The sequence below is a fragment of the Methylobacterium sp. OAE515 genome (assembly GCF_041806315.1).
GTDB classification, from domain to species: domain Bacteria; phylum Pseudomonadota; class Alphaproteobacteria; order Rhizobiales; family Beijerinckiaceae; genus Methylobacterium; species Methylobacterium tardum.
This window is the reverse complement of the sequence record NZ_JBGMUV010000001.1, coordinates 1,974,452-1,989,640: the sequence shown is the minus strand read 5'-3', so window position 1 is coordinate 1,989,640 and position 15,189 is coordinate 1,974,452. Positions and strand designations below refer to the sequence as shown.

Below are 15,189 nucleotides of genomic sequence, written 5' to 3'. Positions count from 1 at the left end.
TCACGCGGCCAGGGCCGCCGGCTCCTCCTCGCGGATGCCGAGAAACCGCTCTACCTCGGTGAGATCCGGGAAGGACAAGAATTCCGGGCGCAGCGGCTCGGGCAGGCCTTCGAAATTGAGCCCCGGGAACGTATCGGGGTGCGGATAGAGCTGCCAAGCGGCACCGGGCTCCAGCGGTGGAAACAGGATCGCGACCTTCTCGGCGCCGAGCCGCACGATCCGCGATGGGCTGTACGACAACGTCTCGATGCTCCAGCCCCGGTGGGCGTCCCGGCGGGCCTTCATGGTGCGGCGGCTCGTCGCGCGATGCATGGCGGTCTCCTTCGGTAGGGGGATCGATTGCGGATGGGTTAGGCGGCGCTCTTGCGGCCGGACCGCTTGGGCCAGCCGAGCGCCACGAGGCGCGCTTTTGCGTAGTCCCGGACCTCGTCGCGTGTGCCGGCGGGCATCGTCGCCAGGACGGCCTGGGTGGCGCCGTCCAGCATCAGGTCCGTGACGGCGTTGATCGTCTCGGCCTCGTCGATCCGGCGCTTGAGATCGCCTTCGGCCTCGGTGATCTCGTCGAAGGCCGGCGGCTCCTCGAAATCCTCGTCCACGGCCCGGACCGCGGGCTGGTGGGCGCGGAACTCGTCGGCCTCTTCCTCCGAGTAGACGAGGCCGTGCAGCTCGATCAGCTTGAGGATGACGCGGTCCTTACCCCGCTTCTCGGCCATGGCGTAGACGTAGGCCGCCTGCTTGCCCGAGACGCGGTAGTTCACATTCACCAGAGCCTCGCCCAGCGACCACTCGACCCGCTCGGTCCCGGGCTTCGCGCCGGGCAGGCGGCCGGTCACAAGGATCACGGCCTCGTCGCGCTCGGACCGGATGATGGTCGGCGGCTCGAACACGATCCCGGCCTGTGCGGCGATGCGCTCCAGCGTCTTATGGTAGATCACGGCCGTTCCCTGGACGCGCCAGACGTTGCCCCCGAAGGGCTCGCCGTAGCGGACGAGGATGTCGGCGATCTGCTTGTCGGCGGTTCGCATGCGGGGCTCGTTCCGGCGGGATTGGGCCGCGTCGTCCACAGCTTTGTACGGCGACGCACTTTTGTTCTCTTTTTGTTCGTATCTATATGCGCAATCCCCCCGAGATGCGCAAGGGTCGGCCGCGGATTTGCGGGCCGTCGGACCCATGGGAAAATTTCCGGGCGTCTGGCCGTACGCGCTCGCTGTGCGTGACGCGACCCGCCAAGTCATCCCGGGGCCGCGCAGCGGAGCCCGGGATCCAGACCCGCCGACGCGCGAAAGTCCGGCACCGATGGCGGTTCTGGGTTCCGGACTCGCCTGCGGCGCCCCGGAACGACGGGGCTGATTTCGTGGCCTGCGTGCGGGGTGTTGAGCAGCGTTGGCGTATGCGAGGGCATTCGGGGATGCTGACCCCTTGCCTGCGCAAGTCTTCGACGGATCACCTGTGCGAACTTCGCTCAGGAGCCGCTCACCGGCAGAGCTGCGCCGGAGACCCGCATTGTTGCTGCACCGCATCCTAGGTTAGACCGCAGGAACGATGTCTGAGGCAGCCGCCGCGATGACCCCTTCCCTCTGGACCCGCCTGTCGAATCCGAGCCACTTCATGCGGTGGTCGGGCGCGCTGGTGCCGTGGCTCACCGCCCTGTCGCTCGGCGTGCTGGCCGTCGGTCTGTACATGACCTTCTTCGTGGTGCCGCCCGATTACCAGCAGGGCGAGACCGTGCGGATCATGTATATCCATGTCCCCGCAGCATGGCTCGGGGTCTTCTTCTACGGTGCCATGAGCGTGTCGGCGATCGGCAGCCTGGTCTGGCGCCATCCGCTCGCTGATGTCGCCCAGCGCGCCGCGGCGCCGATCGGGGCCGCCTTCACGCTGATCTGCCTCGTCACCGGTTCCCTGTGGGGCAAGCCCATGTGGGGAACCTACTGGGTTTGGGACGCGCGCCTGACCTCGATGCTGATCCTGCTGCTGATCTATTGCGGCATCATCGCGCTGTGGCGGACCCTGGAGGACCCCAACCGGGCCGCGCGCGCGGTGGCGATCCTGACCCTCGTCGGCGCCGTGAACCTGCCGATCATCAAGTTCTCGGTGAACTGGTGGTCGACCCTGCACCAGCCGGCCTCGATCCTGCGCATGGGCGGGTCGACCATCGATCCGTCGATGCTCTACCCGCTGCTGGTCATGATCGCCGCCGCGACGCTCGGCGGGACGACCCTGCACCTCTACGCGATGCGCACCGAGATCATGCGTCGCCGGGTGCGGACGCTGACGATCCGCGAGGCCGAGCGCCTGGACCGGACCCAGCCGCGCCTCACCCCGACACCGGCGTCGCTGCCGGTCGGTCAGCCGGTCTAGGAGGACCGCGATGGATCTCGGATCTCACGGCGGCTTCATCCTGGCGGCCTACGGCTTCACGGGGCTGGTGATGGTTGCCCTCCTCGGCAACGCGATCCGCGACCGGCGGGCGCAGTTGCGCGCGCTCCGGGGCTTCGGCGAGGATCGGCGATGACCACCCCCCTCGACGAGGCGACCGGGCGGCCGCCGCCCGTCCGCCGCTCGCTCCTGCTGATCGTGCCGGCCCTCGCCTTCGCGGCGCTCGCCGCCGTGCTGTTCCTGCGCCTGCGCTCGGGCGCGGATCCGGCGGCCCTGCCCTCCGCGATGATCGGCAAGCCGGTGCCGAGCTTCGACCTGCCCGCCGTGCCGGGGCTGACCGCCGCGGGCGCACCCGTGCCGGGGCTGTCGAGCCGGGACCTGAAGGGGCAGATCACGGTGCTGAACGTCTTCGCCTCGTGGTGCGCCCCCTGCCAGGTGGAGCACCCGATGCTGATGCGGCTGGCGAAGGAGCCCGGGATCCGGCTCGTCGGCATCGACTATAAGGAGCCGAGCCCCGAGGCCGGCCAGCGCTTCCTGGCCCGGCACGGCGTGCCGTTCAGCGCGGTCGGGGCGGATGCCAGCGGACGTGCGGCCATCGATTTCGGCGTTTACGGCGTGCCCGAGACGTTCATCGTCGGACCCGACGGTGTGATCCGCGACAAGCTCGTCGGCATCCTGACGCCGGAGAACTTCGCGAGCGTGCTCGCGCGCATCCGCGCTGCCGGAAAGGTCGCGGCGGCGCAGTAGCGCCTACGCGCCGGGCTGCGGCTCCTTGCGCTCGTAGCGGGTCAGCAGCGGCGTCTGCGCCAGCGCGAACAGCACGGTGATCGGCATGATGCCGAACACCTTGAAGTTCACCCAGAAATCCTCCGTCTGGGTCCGCCACACCGCCTCGTTGAGCGCCGCCAGCACGAAGAAGAACACGCCCCAGCGGAAGGTAAGCTTGCGCCAGCCTTCCTCGGTGAGGCTGAACATCGAATCGAGCACCACCGACAGGAGCGAGCGCCCGAAGGCGAGTCCGCCGAGCAGCACCGTGCCGAACAGCGCGTTCACGATGGTCGGCTTGACCATAATGAAGGTCTTGTCCTGCAGCGCCAGGGTCAGGCCGCCGAACACCACCACGACCACACCCGAGACCAGCGGCATGATCGGCAGGCGGCGGACAAGGACGTAGTGGATCGTCAGCGCCACCACAGTGGCGGCGATGAACAGGCCGGTCGCAACGAACAGCTTCTGATCGGGCGCGATGCCGAAGCGCTCGGAATAGGCGTTGCCCAGGAAGAACAGTACCAGCGGCCCGAGTTCGAGCGCCAGCTTGACGAGCGGCGGCAGGTGTCGGCGCGGGGGGACGGATTCGATCTGCATGCGCTCTGGCTAGCTCGGATGCGGCGCCCTCGACATATTCGAGGCGCCGGACTCACTCGGTTGCGGGTGTGTGGAACGCGGGGCGGCCGAAGTCCATCACGGCGTGTGCCGAAGACCGGCGGCCACCCGCGCCTCAATCCTTCTCCAGGCCGGCGATCGCCCGGGCGAAGTCGCGGGCCGCGAACGGCTCCAGATCCTCCACGCCCTCGCCGACGCCGATGAAGTGCACCGGCAGGCCGAACTTCGCCGCCAGCGCCACCAGGATCCCGCCCCGGGCTGTCCCGTCGAGCTTGGTCATCACGAGCCCGGAGACCGGCGCGGCCTGCGAGAACAGCTCCACTTGGCTCAGCGCGTTCTGGCCGACCGTGGCGTCGAGGACGAGGAGCGTCGCGTGCGGGGCGTCCGGATCCTGTTTGCGCAGCACACGGACGACCTTCTCCAGTTCCGCCATCAGCCCGGCCTTGTTCTGAAGCCGGCCGGCGGTGTCGATCAGGAGCACGTCGGTTCCGGCGGCCGAGGCTTGCTTCAGGGCGTCGAAGGCGAGCCCGGCCGCATCCGCGCCCTGCGCGCCGCTCACCACCGGCGTGCCGGTGCGGGCACCCCAAACCTTGAGCTGGTCGATGGCCGCGGCCCGGAACGTGTCGCCTGCCGCGAGCATCACGGTGCGCCCCTCCGCCCGGAGCTTCGAGGCGAGCTTGCCCAGCGTCGTGGTCTTGCCGGCGCCATTGACGCCGACAGTGAGGATCACGAACGGCTTCCGGGCGGCATCGATGGCGAGCGGCACGGCGACGGGCTCCAGGGCCCGCTCGACCTCGGTCGCCAGGATCGCCCGCACCTCGTCGGGCGAGATGCCCTTCTCGTATCGGCCCTTGCCGACAGCCTCCGAGATCCGCATCGCGGTCTCCAGACCGAAATCGGCCTGGATCAGGGCATCCTCCAAATCCTCCAGGGTGGTGGCGTCGAGCTTGCGCTTGGTGAACAGGCCGGTGACCCGGTCGGACAGAGCCGACGAGGTCCGCTTCATCCCGGAGGTGAGACGGCTCCACCAGCCCTTGGCCTCGGGCTCGCGGCCCGGGCCGGCCCCGGCATCGTGTGCGAGGGCAGCGGCGGAATCGAGCGGCTGGATGTCAGGAGCCGGATCCGTGATCGGGGCGTGAACCGCGTCCCCGGTATCGACTGGATCGGCCCCGTGCTGCGGATCGTCGCCGGCCGTGCCGGCGGGCGGGCGCTCGGGCTCGCCGGCGATCGGCAGCAGATCCGCGCCCTCGACGACGTCGGCGACGGGCTCGCCCGTCTCCTCGGGTGGCAGCGGCACCTGCTCGACGTCTTCCGCCCCGGTGGCGAAGTCGGGCTGGCCCTCGGACGGCGACGCTGCCTCCGCCGGCAGTTCGGCCTCGGGCTTATCGTCGGCCGCCGCCTGGCCCTTTCGCCCGAACAGGCGTCCCAACCAGCCGGGCTTCTCCTCGCTCGCCATGCAATCGCGTCCTCAACCCACCTTGCCGACCCGGCGCCGACCCTCTAGCCGATCCGGATGCTCAACGCCTTCGACATAGGCGCGCGCCTCCTCTACCGCGATGCCCTGCTGCTCGTCATCGACAAGCCGGCGGGCCTGCCGGTCCATCCGGGTCCACGCGGCGGCGAGACGCTCACCGACCATCTCGACGCGCTTCGGTTCGGCCTGCCCCGTCGGCCCGAAGCCGCGCACCGGCTCGACCGGGACACGTCGGGCTGCCTCGCGCTGGGCCGCCACGCCAAGGCGCTGGCACGGCTGGGCAAGCTGTTCGCCGGTAGCGCCGTCGACAAGACCTACTGGGCGATCGTCGAGGGCGGCCCGTCCGAGGAGAGCGGCCGCATCGACCTGCCGCTGGCGCGGCGCTCGGACGATCCGCGCTCGTGGTGGATGAAGTCCGACCCGGCGGGGGACCCGGCGCTGACCTACTGGCGCGTGCTCGGGCGGTCGGACGGTCGGACTTGGCTGGAGCTGAAGCCGGTGACAGGGCGCACCCACCAGTTGCGGGTCCATTGCGCCGCCTCGGGCTGGCCGATCCGCGGCGACGCGATCTACGGCACCGCGCCACGCGGCAGCGCCCTGCACCTCCACGCGCAGACCCTCTCGATCCCGCTCTACCCGAAGCGCGACGCGATCACCGTGACGGCGCCGCCACCGCCGCACATCGCAGAGGTGGTGGGCGGAATGCGCGCCTGAATTGCACCGTCATCACGCGCGCAGCGACGAGAATCGCGGGCAGCGCGACGGCGCGGACGTGGCGCCGCTGGATGGCTTCGCTCCGCTCGCGAGAACGAACGGTCAGGGCCGCGATAGGCAGGTTCGGTTCCTCCGTCTGCAACCCTCCTGCGCTTCGGCACTGTCGTTGCGGGCGCGCCGCAGGTGAGAGCCCGGAACCCATAACCACGGCGTGATCCGGGTGTGGAGGAGCGTCCTTACGACACCGCGGCTCTGGATTCCGGGCTCCGCCGAGCGGACCCGAAATGACGGGGTTGATTGAGTAGGCACTCAAGCCAAGGCCGCGCGTTAGGCCCCGATGAGCCGCCTACCGTCGTGCCCGGCGATGGCAACGTTGTGGAACGTCCCCGCGGCTTCGGGCGTGGCGAGGCGCACCGCGGTGAAATCCGCGCTCCGCCCGACGCCGCCGCGCTCCGCCAGAACCGTCAGGCGGCGGCCCACCTGAGCGTCGAGGTGCCGCCGGAGGGCATCTCCTCCGGCCTCGCGCAGCCGCGCCGCCCGTGCGCGGATCGCCTCTGGGGCCACCGGCGGCATGCGCGCTGCGGGCGTTCCGGGACGGGGGGAATACGGAAAGACGTGCAGGTGCGTTAGGCCGCATTCCGCCACGAGATCGAGGGAACGGTCGAACTGCGCCTCGGTCTCAGTGGGAAAGCCGGCGATCAGATCCGCGCCGAACACCATATCGGGCCTGAGCCGCCGCGCCGTCTCGCAGAATCGGATCGCGTCGGCACGCAGATGCCGGCGCCTCATCCGCTTGAGGATCAGATCGTCGCCGGCCTGCAAAGACAGGTGCAGGTGCGGCATCAGACGCTCCTCCTCGGCAATGGCGGCGAGCAGCGCCGCGTCCGCCTCCACGGAGTCGATGGAGGACAGGCGCAGGCGCGCAAGGCCCGGCACCGCGCGCAGGATCTGCCGGACCAGGGTACCGAGGCTGAGCGGGGGCCCGGGAAGGTCGCGGCCATAGGCCGTGAGATCCACCCCGGTCAGCACCACCTCGCGGCCGCCATGCTCCACGATCCGCGCGATCTGCATGACGACGTCGGCCGCCGGCACGGAGCGGGAATTCCCACGGCCGAAGGGAATGACGCAGAAGGTGCAGCGATGGTCGCAACCGTTCTGCACCGGCACGAACGCGCGGGTATGCCCGGCGATCGCCTCGAACCGCGTCGGTTCGGCCGTCCGCGCCGCCATCACCGCACCCGGTCCCGTGCCGGCCTCCGTCCATCCCTCAGGCCGGAGCTTCTCGCTGTTGCCGACGAGGCGCGACACCTCGGGCATCGCCGCGTAGGCCTCGGTCTCGACCTCGGCGCCGCAGCCGGTGACGACGATCTCGGCCCCGGGCCGCTCCCGGGCGATGCGCCGGATCGCCTTCCGGGCCTGCCGCCCGGCCTCAGCGGTCACCGCGCAGGTGTTCACCACCACCCGATCCCGCCCGTCCGCCGCCGCGTGGGCCCGCAGGGCCTCGGACTCGACGGTGTTGAGGCGACAGCCGAACGTCAGGGTCTCGACCGTCATCAGGCCGCGCTGTCGAACAGCTCCGGCGCCAGGGTGCCCTCGGCGACGAGCGCGACCGGGCCGGTCATCAGGACGTGGTCGTCGGCGCGCCATTCGACGAACAATTCGCCGCCCGGCAGCGCGACATGCGCCTGCCGGCCGATCATGCGGAGCCGCGAGGCGGCCACCACGGTGGCGCAGGCGGCGGTGCCGCAGGCGAGCGTCAGCCCGGCCCCCCGCTCCCAGACCCGGAGCTTGATCGTCTCGCGGCCCGTCACCTGCGCCACCGAGATGTTGGCGCGCTCCGGGAACAGCGGGTGGTTCTCCAGCATCGGGCCGATCCGGGCGAGGTCGAAGCTGTCCGGATCCTGCTCCACGAAGAACACAGCGTGCGGGTTGCCCATGTTCACGGCACCCGGCGAATGCAGGATCGGATCGTCGATCGGGCCGATCTGCAGCTCGATCCGGCGGGTGTCGGGGAACGGCTCGGACAAAGGGATCTCGTCCCAGGCAAGCCGCGGCCGACCCATATCAACCGTGAAGGCGCGCTCGGAGACGCGGCGCACGCCGAGGAGACCGGCCGCCGTCTCAAGGGTTAGTCGACCGCCCTCGGCGGGCCGGGCCATGGCCGGGTCGTCGAGCATCGCGTAGGCGACACAGCGCGTGCCGTTGCCGCAAGCGCCCGATTCCGAGCCGTCGGTGTTGTAGATCCGCATAAACGCATCGGTGCCCCGGCTCACGGGATCGTGCAGCACCATCAGCTGGTCGAAGCTCGACCCCGGATCCTGCGCAATTGCGCGCGCCTCTTCGGGCCGCACCGTCACCGAGGACCCGCGCAGGTCCAGCACCACGATCGCGTTGCCGGCGCCGTGCATCTTCAGGAAGCGTCTGTGGGCGAGTGCGCTCATGCGGTCCCGCAACGAAAGGGAGGTGGCGGGCTATATGGCAAAAGCGGCCCCCGAGCGCGAGAGGAACGCGCAGCGTGGCAGATGCGCCGCACCTGCAGCTCTCGTCCGCGGCGGTCTCGCGGGCCGTCCCGTTCGCCATTAGGTTATGCGCCGGGAGCCCGCGCGATCATCCGCTGGCCTCGACCGGAGCGCTCACCGTGATCCGCCTTCGTCCGCTCGTCGCCCTCTCGGCTGCTCTCGTGCTCGCGTCCGGCGGCCCGATCGCCGCCCAACAGCAGCCCGCCCCCCCGCCATCCACGGCGCCCGCGCCAGCCCAGACGAATCCGCTGCCGACGACGACGGCGCCGAACCCGGTGCCCGACCCGGGCAAGAGCCCGGCCCCGGCGCCCCAACAATCGGTGGCGCCACCGCCTGCGGGCCAGTCCGCCGTGGGAACGCCCGCGCGGCCGACGCTCCTGGAGAAGGCCGGCGAGCCCGGCGACGTCGACGAGGTCACGCTGCCCGCCAAGCCGGCCGCGATCTTGTCCGGCAAGACCAAGTGGGAAGAGGCGGTTCCGAACCTCAAACAGGCCTTCGCGCGGATCGAGGCCGACCTCGCCAAGATCGGCGTCGCGCCGGCCGGCCGGCCGCTGGCGGTCTTCACCCGCACCGACGACGACGGCTTCGAGTTCGAGGCGATGATGCCGGTCTCGGCGGCCCCGAACCCGGCGCCGGCCGAGACTGACGGGCTGCGCTTCGGCACCACGCCCTCCGGCAAGGCGTTGCGCTTCGCCCACAAGGGCTCCTACGAGTCGATCGACAGCACCTACGAGACCCTGACCGCCTATCTCGATGCCAAGGACATCGTGGTGCAGGACCGGTTCGTCGAGGAATACGCCACCGACCTCAAGGACAGCACCGACGACAACCTCGACGTGAACATCTACGCCCTGGTGAAGTAGGCGGCCGCCATCCGGCGCCGATCCGCGGCGTCCCACTCGACTGCCACGTCCTGTTCGGGATCGAGCGCGGGTCCCCTCTCCCATGCGGGAGGGGGGGTGGGGGTCACACGCTGCCAGCGGCCGCGCTTGCCGCCTGAGACGTGCGAGCGGCGCAGCCTCTCCGGCGTGCGAACCCGACGACGCGGACAGATCGCCGCTACCCCGCCACGGCAGGAACAGGGGCGTCGGCTCGCGGATTCGCTCGACATGCCCGCTGCCGACATCAGATCCGCGACCGTCCCGCGTCCGCGCCGCAAGGTGGCCCCCGCCGTCACGGATCCCGCGCTCGCCGAGAAGGCGCTCGTCATTCACGCGCGGCTCTGCCCGGTCTACGGCTGCCCGATCCCGTACTTCCACAGCCTCGATCCGGTCAGCGAACTCGTCTCCTCGCTCCTGTCGCATCGGACGCGCAACGCCGAATCCGGCCGGGCCTTCAAGGCACTGCGGGCGCGCTTCCCGGACTGGGAGGCGGTGATCGACGCGGACGTTCCGGAGATCGAGGCCGCCATCGCGGGCGTGACCTGGCCGGAGCTGAAGGCGCCGCGCATCCGCGACGTGCTCCGGACCCTGCGCGACCGGTGTGGCAGCCTCGACCTCACCTTCCTGGCCGACATGGAGGTCGAGGCCGCACGGGCGTGGCTGCAGGCGATTCCCGGCGTCGGGCCGAAGACAAGCGCGGCGGTCCTGTCCTTCTCCACACTGCGGATGCCGGCCCTGCCGGTCGACAGCCACCATCACCGGGTCGCCCAGCGCCTCGGGCTGATCGGCAAGTCGGTCGATGTAGGCCCGTCGCACCCGATCCTGCGGGCGCAGCTCCCGGCCGACTGGAGCGCCCAGGACCTCTACGACAATCACGAGATCCTGATGCTCCACGGCCAGCAGGTCTGCCACCATCATCGCCCGGCCTGCGGACGCTGCGTCCTGGTCGATCTCTGCCCGAGCGCGAAGCTGCCCACGCGGGAGCCCTGAGCGAATCCTTGACCGGTCCGGCCTACGGGTGCGAGTAACCCCGCGCCCGGACGGCGCTGAGCCCCGGCCTTACCTTGCTCAGGATCGGCGCCGATGGCCGCGTTCACCGAATTGGTCTTCTCGGGCGTCCAGCCCACCGGCAACCTGCACCTCGGCAATTACCTCGGGGCGGTGAAGCGCTTCGTAGAGATGCAGGAACGCGACGCGCAGTGCCTGTATTGCGTGGTCGACCTGCACGCGATCACCGTCTGGCAGGATCCCGAGGCCCTGCGCGGCCAGATCCGCGAGGTCACGGCCGCCTTCCTCGCCGCCGGCATCGATCCCAAGCGCTCGATCGTGTTCAACCAGAGCCAGGTGCCGCAGCACGCCGAGCTCGCCTGGGTGTTCAACTGCGTCGCCCGCCTCGGCTGGCTGAACCGCATGACCCAGTTCAAGGAGAAGGCCGGCAAGGACCGGGAGAACGCCTCGATCGGCCTCTACGACTACCCGGTGCTGATGGCCGCCGACATCCTGGCCTATCGGGCGACGCACGTGCCCGTCGGCGAGGACCAGAAGCAGCACTTGGAGCTGACCCGGGACATCGCCCAGAAGTTCAACACCGACTTCTCGGGATCGATCACGGCGCACGGCCACGGCGACGCGTTCTTCCCGATCACGGAGCCGCTGATCGGCGGCCCGGCCGCCCGGGTCATGTCCCTGCGTGACGGCACCAAGAAAATGTCGAAATCGGACCCGTCCGACAACGCCCGGATCAATCTCACGGACGACGCGGACGCCATCGCCCAGAAGATCCGCCGGGCCAAGACCGACCCTGAGCCCCTGCCCTCCGAGGTGGCGGGCCTCAAGGAGCGGCCGGAAGCCGACAACCTCGTGGGGATCTACGCGGCGCTCGCTGGAATTGCCCGGGAGGACGTGCTGCGCGACTTCGGCGGGGCGCAGTTCTCGACCTTCAAGCCGGCGCTCGCCGATCTCGCGGTGACGAGTCTCGCGCCGATCGCCGAGGAAATGCGCCGCCTCACCGCCGATCCGGGCCACATCGACGCCGTGCTGGCCGATGGCAGCGCCCGGGCCGAGACCATCGCGGCGCAGACGCTGGACGCCGTGAAGGACATCGTCGGCTTCGTCCGGCGCGGTCCGAGCCTACAGGCGGTGCGGTGACCGTCCGCGCGCTGGTCTTCGACGTCTTCGGGACGCTGGTCGACTGGCGTTCCGGCGTCGCCCGCGAGGCGGGGCGGCTGCTCGCGCCCGTCGCGCCGAACCTCGATGCCGGCGCCTTCGCGGATGCGTGGCGCGCCCGCTACAACCCGTCGATGGAGACGGTGCGCTCCGGCGCCCGGCCCTTCGTCGACCTCGACACGCTCCAAGCCGAGTCGTTGCCCGACGTGCTGGCGCAGTTCGGCGTCACGGGCGTCTCCGAGGCCGTGCAACGGGAGCTGGTCCAGGCCTGGCACCGGCTCGACGCGTGGCCGGAGGTGCCGGACGCGCTGCGGCGGCTGCGGGAGAAGCACCTCCTGGCGCCGAACTCCAACGGGCATGTCCGGCTGATGGTCGACCTGGCCCGCCGTAACGGCCTGATCTTCGACGCTATCCTTGGGGCCGGCTATTCCCGCGATTACAAGCCGAAGCCGGCGCTCTACCGCGATGCAGTCGCGGCCTTCGGCTTTGCGGCTGGGGAGACCATGATGGTCGCCGCCCATTCCAACGACCTCGCGGCGGCGGCGAGCCACGGCCTGTCGACCGCCCACATCGCCCGCCCGCACGAGCACGGCCCGGCCGGCGGCGAGACCGCGCCGACGGTGCCGGTCACCCACGCGGCGCTGGACCTGGCGGATCTCGCCGACCAGCTCGGCTGCTGAGGCGGACATACCGGAGGGTCCAGATGGCCGATTGGAACCCCGCCCTCTACACCTGCTTCGAGGACGAGCGGACGCGGCCGGCAGCCGAACTCCTCGCCCGCGTACCCCTCGACGCACCGGTTCTGGCCGTCGATCTCGGCTGCGGCCCCGGCAATTCCACCGCACTGATCGCGGCACGCTACCCCGACGCGGAGGTGATCGGCCTCGACACCTCGCCGGCCATGCTGGAGAGCGCCCGCGCCCGGCTCTCCGGTCTCGCCTTCGCGCTGGCTGATGCCGCGACCTGGGTGCCCGAACGCGCGCCGGACCTGATCTTCGCCAACGCCGTCCTGCAATGGTTACCCGACCACGCGACCCTGCTGCCGCGGCTGTTCGGTCTCCTCGCCCCGGACGGCGTGCTGGCCGTGCAGATGCCCGACAATCTCGCAGAGCCCTCGCACCGGCTGATGCGCGAGGTCGCCGGCGCGGGCCCATGGTCAGCGGCCATCGGCGATCCGGCCGTGGCCGGCCGCCTCGGCCGGATGCTGGAGCCAACCGCCTATTACGATCTGCTGGCACCCCACGCTGCCGAGGTCGATGTCTGGCGCACGACCTACCACCACCGCATGGCGGATGCCGCCTCCATCGTCGATTGGGTCAGCGCAACCGGTCTCCGGCCCTTCCTCGATCCGCTCGACACAGATCAAAAGCCCCGCTTCCTGGCCGCCTATGAGTGCGCCATCGCAGAAGGCTATCTACCCCGGAGCGACGGGCAGCGCCTTCTCGCCTTCCCGCGGGTGTTCATCGTGGCGCGCAAACCGCGGTAGCAGCCCGCTCCTTCAGGCCGCGCGCACCGTGCCGAGGAAACGGCTCACCTCGGCACTCAGGTGCTCGGATTGCCGGGACAGGTCGGAGGACGAAGCCAGCACCTGATTGGCGGCCGCGCCGGTCATGTCGGCAGCGCCGGCCACCCGGGAGATGTTGGTCGTCACCTCGCCTGTGCCGGCGGCGGCCTGGGTCACGTTGCGCACGATCTCCTGGGTCGCGGCGTCCTGTTCCCGCACCGCGGCAGCGATCGTTGTCGCCACCCCGCTGATCTCACCGACGCGCCCCGTGATGCTGCCGATCGCCGACACGGCCTGGCCGGTGGAGGCCTGAACGCGGGCGATGTGGCCCGAGATCTCTTCGGTCGCCTTCGCGGTCTGGCCAGCCAGTTCCTTGACCTCGGCGGCCACCACCGCGAAGCCTCTTCCGGCCTCCCCGGCCCGGGCCGCCTCGATGGTGGCGTTCAGGGCCAGCAAATTGGTCTGGCCGGCGATTCCATGGATCAGCGCCACCACGTCGCCGATCTTGATTACCGCGGCGTTCAGATCCTCCACCAGCCTGACCGTCTGGGCCGCCTCGTCAGCCGCAGCCTGCGCGAGCCGTGCGGATCCCTGGACCTGCCGTCCGATCTCCCGCACGGAGCTGCCGAGTTCCTCGGCCGCCGAGGCTGCGGCGCGGACGTTGGAGGCCGCCTCCTCGGCTCCGGCCGCGACGGTGATCGACTGGCTGGCGGTCTCCGAGGCCGTATCGGCCAAGCCGCGCGCCGTGGCCTGCAACTCGGTGGCCGCCGCAGTGACCGAGCCGACGATGCCGCCGACGGCGTGTTCGAACGCCTCCGCCAGATCAGCGGTCGCACGCCGGCGTTCCTCCTCGGACTGGGCAAGGGCGGCCGCCCGGGTCCGGGCGTCGGCCTCGGCCTGGGCGCGGAGCGCGTCGCGCAGGCTCAGGACGGCGCGTCCGACGAGCCCGACCTCATCGCGGCGCCGCGCCTCGGGTACGCGCGCCTCGTAGTTCCCCGCCGCCATGTCGCCGATCGTCCTGCCGAGGCTGCGGATCGGTGTCCCGACGAGGCGGTGCAGCACGCCGAGGAGAGCCGCGCACCCGATCAGCACGCAGAGGACCGAGATACCGATCAACATCGCGCGGGCCCGATCCTCCGCGGACGTCAGGGTCGCGACCGGCACCGCGACCACGATGGCCCATCGATCGGGCGTCTCGCCGGCCTGGATATGCTGCGCCATGTAGCGCCACGGCGCGCCATCCGGGCCGGGCGCATCGACGACCACATTCGCGCCCGCCGCGATCGACTGCCTGGCGACGGCGGCCGCGGAGGCGTCAAAGGTCTGCAGCGGCTTTCCGGCGGCTTCGCCGGTCGGGTGCGCCACGGTCGTCCCGCTCGCCGAGACGACGGCCAGGTAGCCGGTTCCGAACGGCTTCACCGCGCCGAGCGCCCGGTTCAGGGATCCGAGGTCGATGTCGACGCCGGCTGTGCCGAGATATGCGCCGTCCACGATGATCGGCGCGCCGAACGACATCATGACGATGTCCTTCCCGGCAACCGGGTAGATGTAGGGCTCGATGGCCACCAGACGGTTGAGCTTCTTGGGTTGAAGGTAATAGGCGCCGTCCGGCTCGGTCTCGTAGCCGGTGAGAACCTCCCGCTTGATCGTGCCGCTGCCGCGGTTCCAGTACGGCATGAAGCGGCCGCTCGCGTCCGAGGATGCCGTGCCGGCGAACTCGCGGTCCCGCCCATCCAGGGCATTCGGCTCCCAGCCCGTCCAGGTCGCGATCAGGTCGGGGTTGGCGCGCAGCAGGTCGCGTAGCGTCGCATCGTAGACCGCCCGATCCCGGATCCCGCCGGCGCGCAGGGCCGACGCCGCAACCGCGAGGCTCTCGGCGGTCTTGGCTGCGGCAGAGAGACGAAGCCTGACGTCGCGCGCCTCACTCGACAGCGTCTCTGACTGGATTCTTGCCGTCTGTTCCTCAAAAGCAGAGTTTATCCGGCGGATCAGGAACGTTGTTCCGGCCGCAAAAATCGCGGCGATCAAGACACTGCATATGATTGCGACGCGGAGCGGAAGCGAGAACATTTCGGATAAGCGTCCGCACGTAGATTATGTGGCTTTCGCCGAGCATTCCTACGCTATCTAACCGGTTCGCTGCCGTCAACGCTACGAACAACATGCGTA

Annotated in this window: 16 protein-coding genes; 9 read left to right on the top strand and 7 right to left on the bottom strand. The window is 70.3% G+C overall.

What is annotated here, in order from left to right; genetic code table 11:
* Together ABIE45_RS09755 and ABIE45_RS09750 are read right to left on the bottom strand one after the other, a co-directional pair.
* On the bottom strand, positions 1-312 hold the full coding sequence (locus ABIE45_RS09755; RefSeq protein WP_192706531.1) for a hypothetical protein: 312 nt from the start codon (positions 310-312) through the stop codon (positions 1-3).
* 38 nt (positions 313-350) lie between these two features.
* Positions 351-1,025 carry a trna delta -isopentenylpyrophosphate transferase gene (locus ABIE45_RS09750; RefSeq protein WP_192706530.1) on the bottom strand — a complete coding sequence of 225 codons (675 nt, stop codon included), beginning with the start codon at positions 1,023-1,025 and terminating at the stop codon, positions 351-353.
* A gap of 538 nt (positions 1,026-1,563) precedes the next feature.
* On the opposite strand from ABIE45_RS09750, the gene ABIE45_RS09745 reads away from it, so the two are divergent.
* The 3 genes from ABIE45_RS09745 to ABIE45_RS09735 are packed head-to-tail and all read left to right on the top strand — an operon-like array spanning position 1,564 to position 3,126.
* Positions 1,564-2,361: a heme ABC transporter permease gene (locus ABIE45_RS09745; protein ID WP_192706529.1), complete on the top strand. Its 798-nt coding sequence runs from the start codon at positions 1,564-1,566 to the stop codon at positions 2,359-2,361.
* Between the two features lie 10 nt (positions 2,362-2,371).
* Positions 2,372-2,515, top strand: coding sequence for a heme exporter protein CcmD (ccmD, locus tag ABIE45_RS09740; protein ID WP_192706528.1), 144 nt, complete (start codon positions 2,372-2,374; stop codon positions 2,513-2,515).
* Positions 2,512-3,126, top strand: coding sequence for a DsbE family thiol:disulfide interchange protein (locus tag ABIE45_RS09735; RefSeq protein ID WP_192706527.1), 615 nt, complete (start codon positions 2,512-2,514; stop codon positions 3,124-3,126). Before ccmD ends, ABIE45_RS09735 begins: the two co-directional genes overlap by 4 nt.
* 3 nt (positions 3,127-3,129) lie before the next feature.
* Here ABIE45_RS09735 and ABIE45_RS09730 read toward each other — a convergent pair whose 3' ends face one another.
* Both ABIE45_RS09730 and ftsY read right to left on the bottom strand, forming a co-directional pair.
* Positions 3,130-3,744: a septation protein A gene (locus tag ABIE45_RS09730; RefSeq protein WP_192706526.1), complete on the bottom strand. Its 615-nt coding sequence runs from the start codon at positions 3,742-3,744 to the stop codon at positions 3,130-3,132.
* 133 nt (positions 3,745-3,877) lie between these two features.
* Complete coding sequence (ftsY, locus tag ABIE45_RS09725) at positions 3,878-5,218, bottom strand: signal recognition particle-docking protein FtsY (protein ID WP_192706525.1); 1,341 nt, start codon at positions 5,216-5,218, stop codon at positions 3,878-3,880.
* 57 nt (positions 5,219-5,275) lie between these two features.
* Between ftsY and ABIE45_RS09720 the strand changes: the two genes are divergently transcribed.
* The gene (locus ABIE45_RS09720) at positions 5,276-5,950 is read left to right on the top strand and encodes an RNA pseudouridine synthase (RefSeq protein ID WP_192706524.1); all 675 of its coding nucleotides are present in this window, start codon (positions 5,276-5,278) and stop codon (positions 5,948-5,950) included.
* Positions 5,951-6,277: 327 nt separating this feature from the next.
* Here ABIE45_RS09720 and mtaB read toward each other — a convergent pair whose 3' ends face one another.
* The gene (gene mtaB / locus ABIE45_RS09715; RefSeq protein WP_192706523.1) at positions 6,278-7,504 is read right to left on the bottom strand and encodes a tRNA (N(6)-L-threonylcarbamoyladenosine(37)-C(2))-methylthiotransferase MtaB; all 1,227 of its coding nucleotides are present in this window, start codon (positions 7,502-7,504) and stop codon (positions 6,278-6,280) included.
* A complete protein-coding gene (gene dapF, locus ABIE45_RS09710; RefSeq protein WP_192706522.1) occupies positions 7,504-8,391 on the bottom strand; it encodes a diaminopimelate epimerase in 888 nt (295 codons plus the stop codon). Before dapF ends, mtaB begins: the two co-directional genes overlap by 1 nt.
* Positions 8,392-8,588: 197 nt before the next feature.
* Between dapF and ABIE45_RS09705 the strand changes: the two genes are divergently transcribed.
* The 5 genes from ABIE45_RS09705 (at position 8,589) to tam (ending at position 13,002) form a co-directional block, all read left to right on the top strand.
* The gene (locus tag ABIE45_RS09705; RefSeq protein WP_192707336.1) at positions 8,589-9,332 is read left to right on the top strand and encodes a GyrI-like domain-containing protein; all 744 of its coding nucleotides are present in this window, start codon (positions 8,589-8,591) and stop codon (positions 9,330-9,332) included.
* Between the two features lie 246 nt (positions 9,333-9,578).
* Entirely contained in the window at positions 9,579-10,340 is a 762-nt protein-coding gene (nth, locus tag ABIE45_RS09700) for a Fe-S cluster assembly protein HesB (RefSeq protein ID WP_192706521.1), read from the top strand.
* A gap of 93 nt (positions 10,341-10,433) precedes the next feature.
* Positions 10,434-11,498, top strand: coding sequence for a tryptophan--tRNA ligase (gene trpS, locus ABIE45_RS09695; RefSeq protein WP_192706520.1), 1,065 nt, complete (start codon positions 10,434-10,436; stop codon positions 11,496-11,498).
* Entirely contained in the window at positions 11,495-12,196 is a 702-nt protein-coding gene (locus ABIE45_RS09690) for a haloacid dehalogenase type II (protein WP_192706519.1), read from the top strand. The genes trpS and ABIE45_RS09690 overlap by 4 nt, the downstream gene beginning before the upstream one ends.
* Before the next feature lie 23 nt (positions 12,197-12,219).
* Positions 12,220-13,002: a trans-aconitate 2-methyltransferase gene (tam, locus tag ABIE45_RS09685; RefSeq protein WP_192706518.1), complete on the top strand. Its 783-nt coding sequence runs from the start codon at positions 12,220-12,222 to the stop codon at positions 13,000-13,002.
* A 12-nt stretch (positions 13,003-13,014) separates the two neighbouring features.
* Here tam and ABIE45_RS09680 read toward each other — a convergent pair whose 3' ends face one another.
* Positions 13,015-15,090, bottom strand: a complete 2,076-nt coding sequence (locus ABIE45_RS09680; protein ID WP_192706517.1) for a methyl-accepting chemotaxis protein — start codon at positions 15,088-15,090, stop codon at positions 13,015-13,017.
* Positions 15,091-15,189: the final 99 nt, after the last annotated feature.

Coding starts and splice junctions, on each gene's coding strand:
- ABIE45_RS09680 (WP_192706517.1), bottom strand. CDS start 15,090: ATGTTCTCGCTTCCGCTCCGCGTCGCAATCATATGCAGTGTCTTGATC.
- trpS (WP_192706520.1), top strand. CDS start 10,434: ATGGCCGCGTTCACCGAATTGGTCTTCTCGGGCGTCCAGCCCACCGGC.
- ftsY (WP_192706525.1), bottom strand. CDS start 5,218: ATGGCGAGCGAGGAGAAGCCCGGCTGGTTGGGACGCCTGTTCGGGCGA.
- ABIE45_RS09750 (WP_192706530.1), bottom strand. CDS start 1,025: ATGCGAACCGCCGACAAGCAGATCGCCGACATCCTCGTCCGCTACGGC.
- mtaB (WP_192706523.1), bottom strand. CDS start 7,504: ATGACGGTCGAGACCCTGACGTTCGGCTGTCGCCTCAACACCGTCGAG.
- ABIE45_RS09745 (WP_192706529.1), top strand. CDS start 1,564: ATGACCCCTTCCCTCTGGACCCGCCTGTCGAATCCGAGCCACTTCATG.
- ABIE45_RS09730 (WP_192706526.1), bottom strand. CDS start 3,744: ATGCAGATCGAATCCGTCCCCCCGCGCCGACACCTGCCGCCGCTCGTC.
- ABIE45_RS09720 (WP_192706524.1), top strand. CDS start 5,276: ATGCTCAACGCCTTCGACATAGGCGCGCGCCTCCTCTACCGCGATGCC.
- dapF (WP_192706522.1), bottom strand. CDS start 8,391: ATGAGCGCACTCGCCCACAGACGCTTCCTGAAGATGCACGGCGCCGGC.
- ccmD (WP_192706528.1), top strand. CDS start 2,372: ATGGATCTCGGATCTCACGGCGGCTTCATCCTGGCGGCCTACGGCTTC.
- ABIE45_RS09755 (WP_192706531.1), bottom strand. CDS start 312: ATGCATCGCGCGACGAGCCGCCGCACCATGAAGGCCCGCCGGGACGCC.
- tam (WP_192706518.1), top strand. CDS start 12,220: ATGGCCGATTGGAACCCCGCCCTCTACACCTGCTTCGAGGACGAGCGG.
- ABIE45_RS09735 (WP_192706527.1), top strand. CDS start 2,512: ATGACCACCCCCCTCGACGAGGCGACCGGGCGGCCGCCGCCCGTCCGC.
- nth (WP_192706521.1), top strand. CDS start 9,579: ATGCCCGCTGCCGACATCAGATCCGCGACCGTCCCGCGTCCGCGCCGC.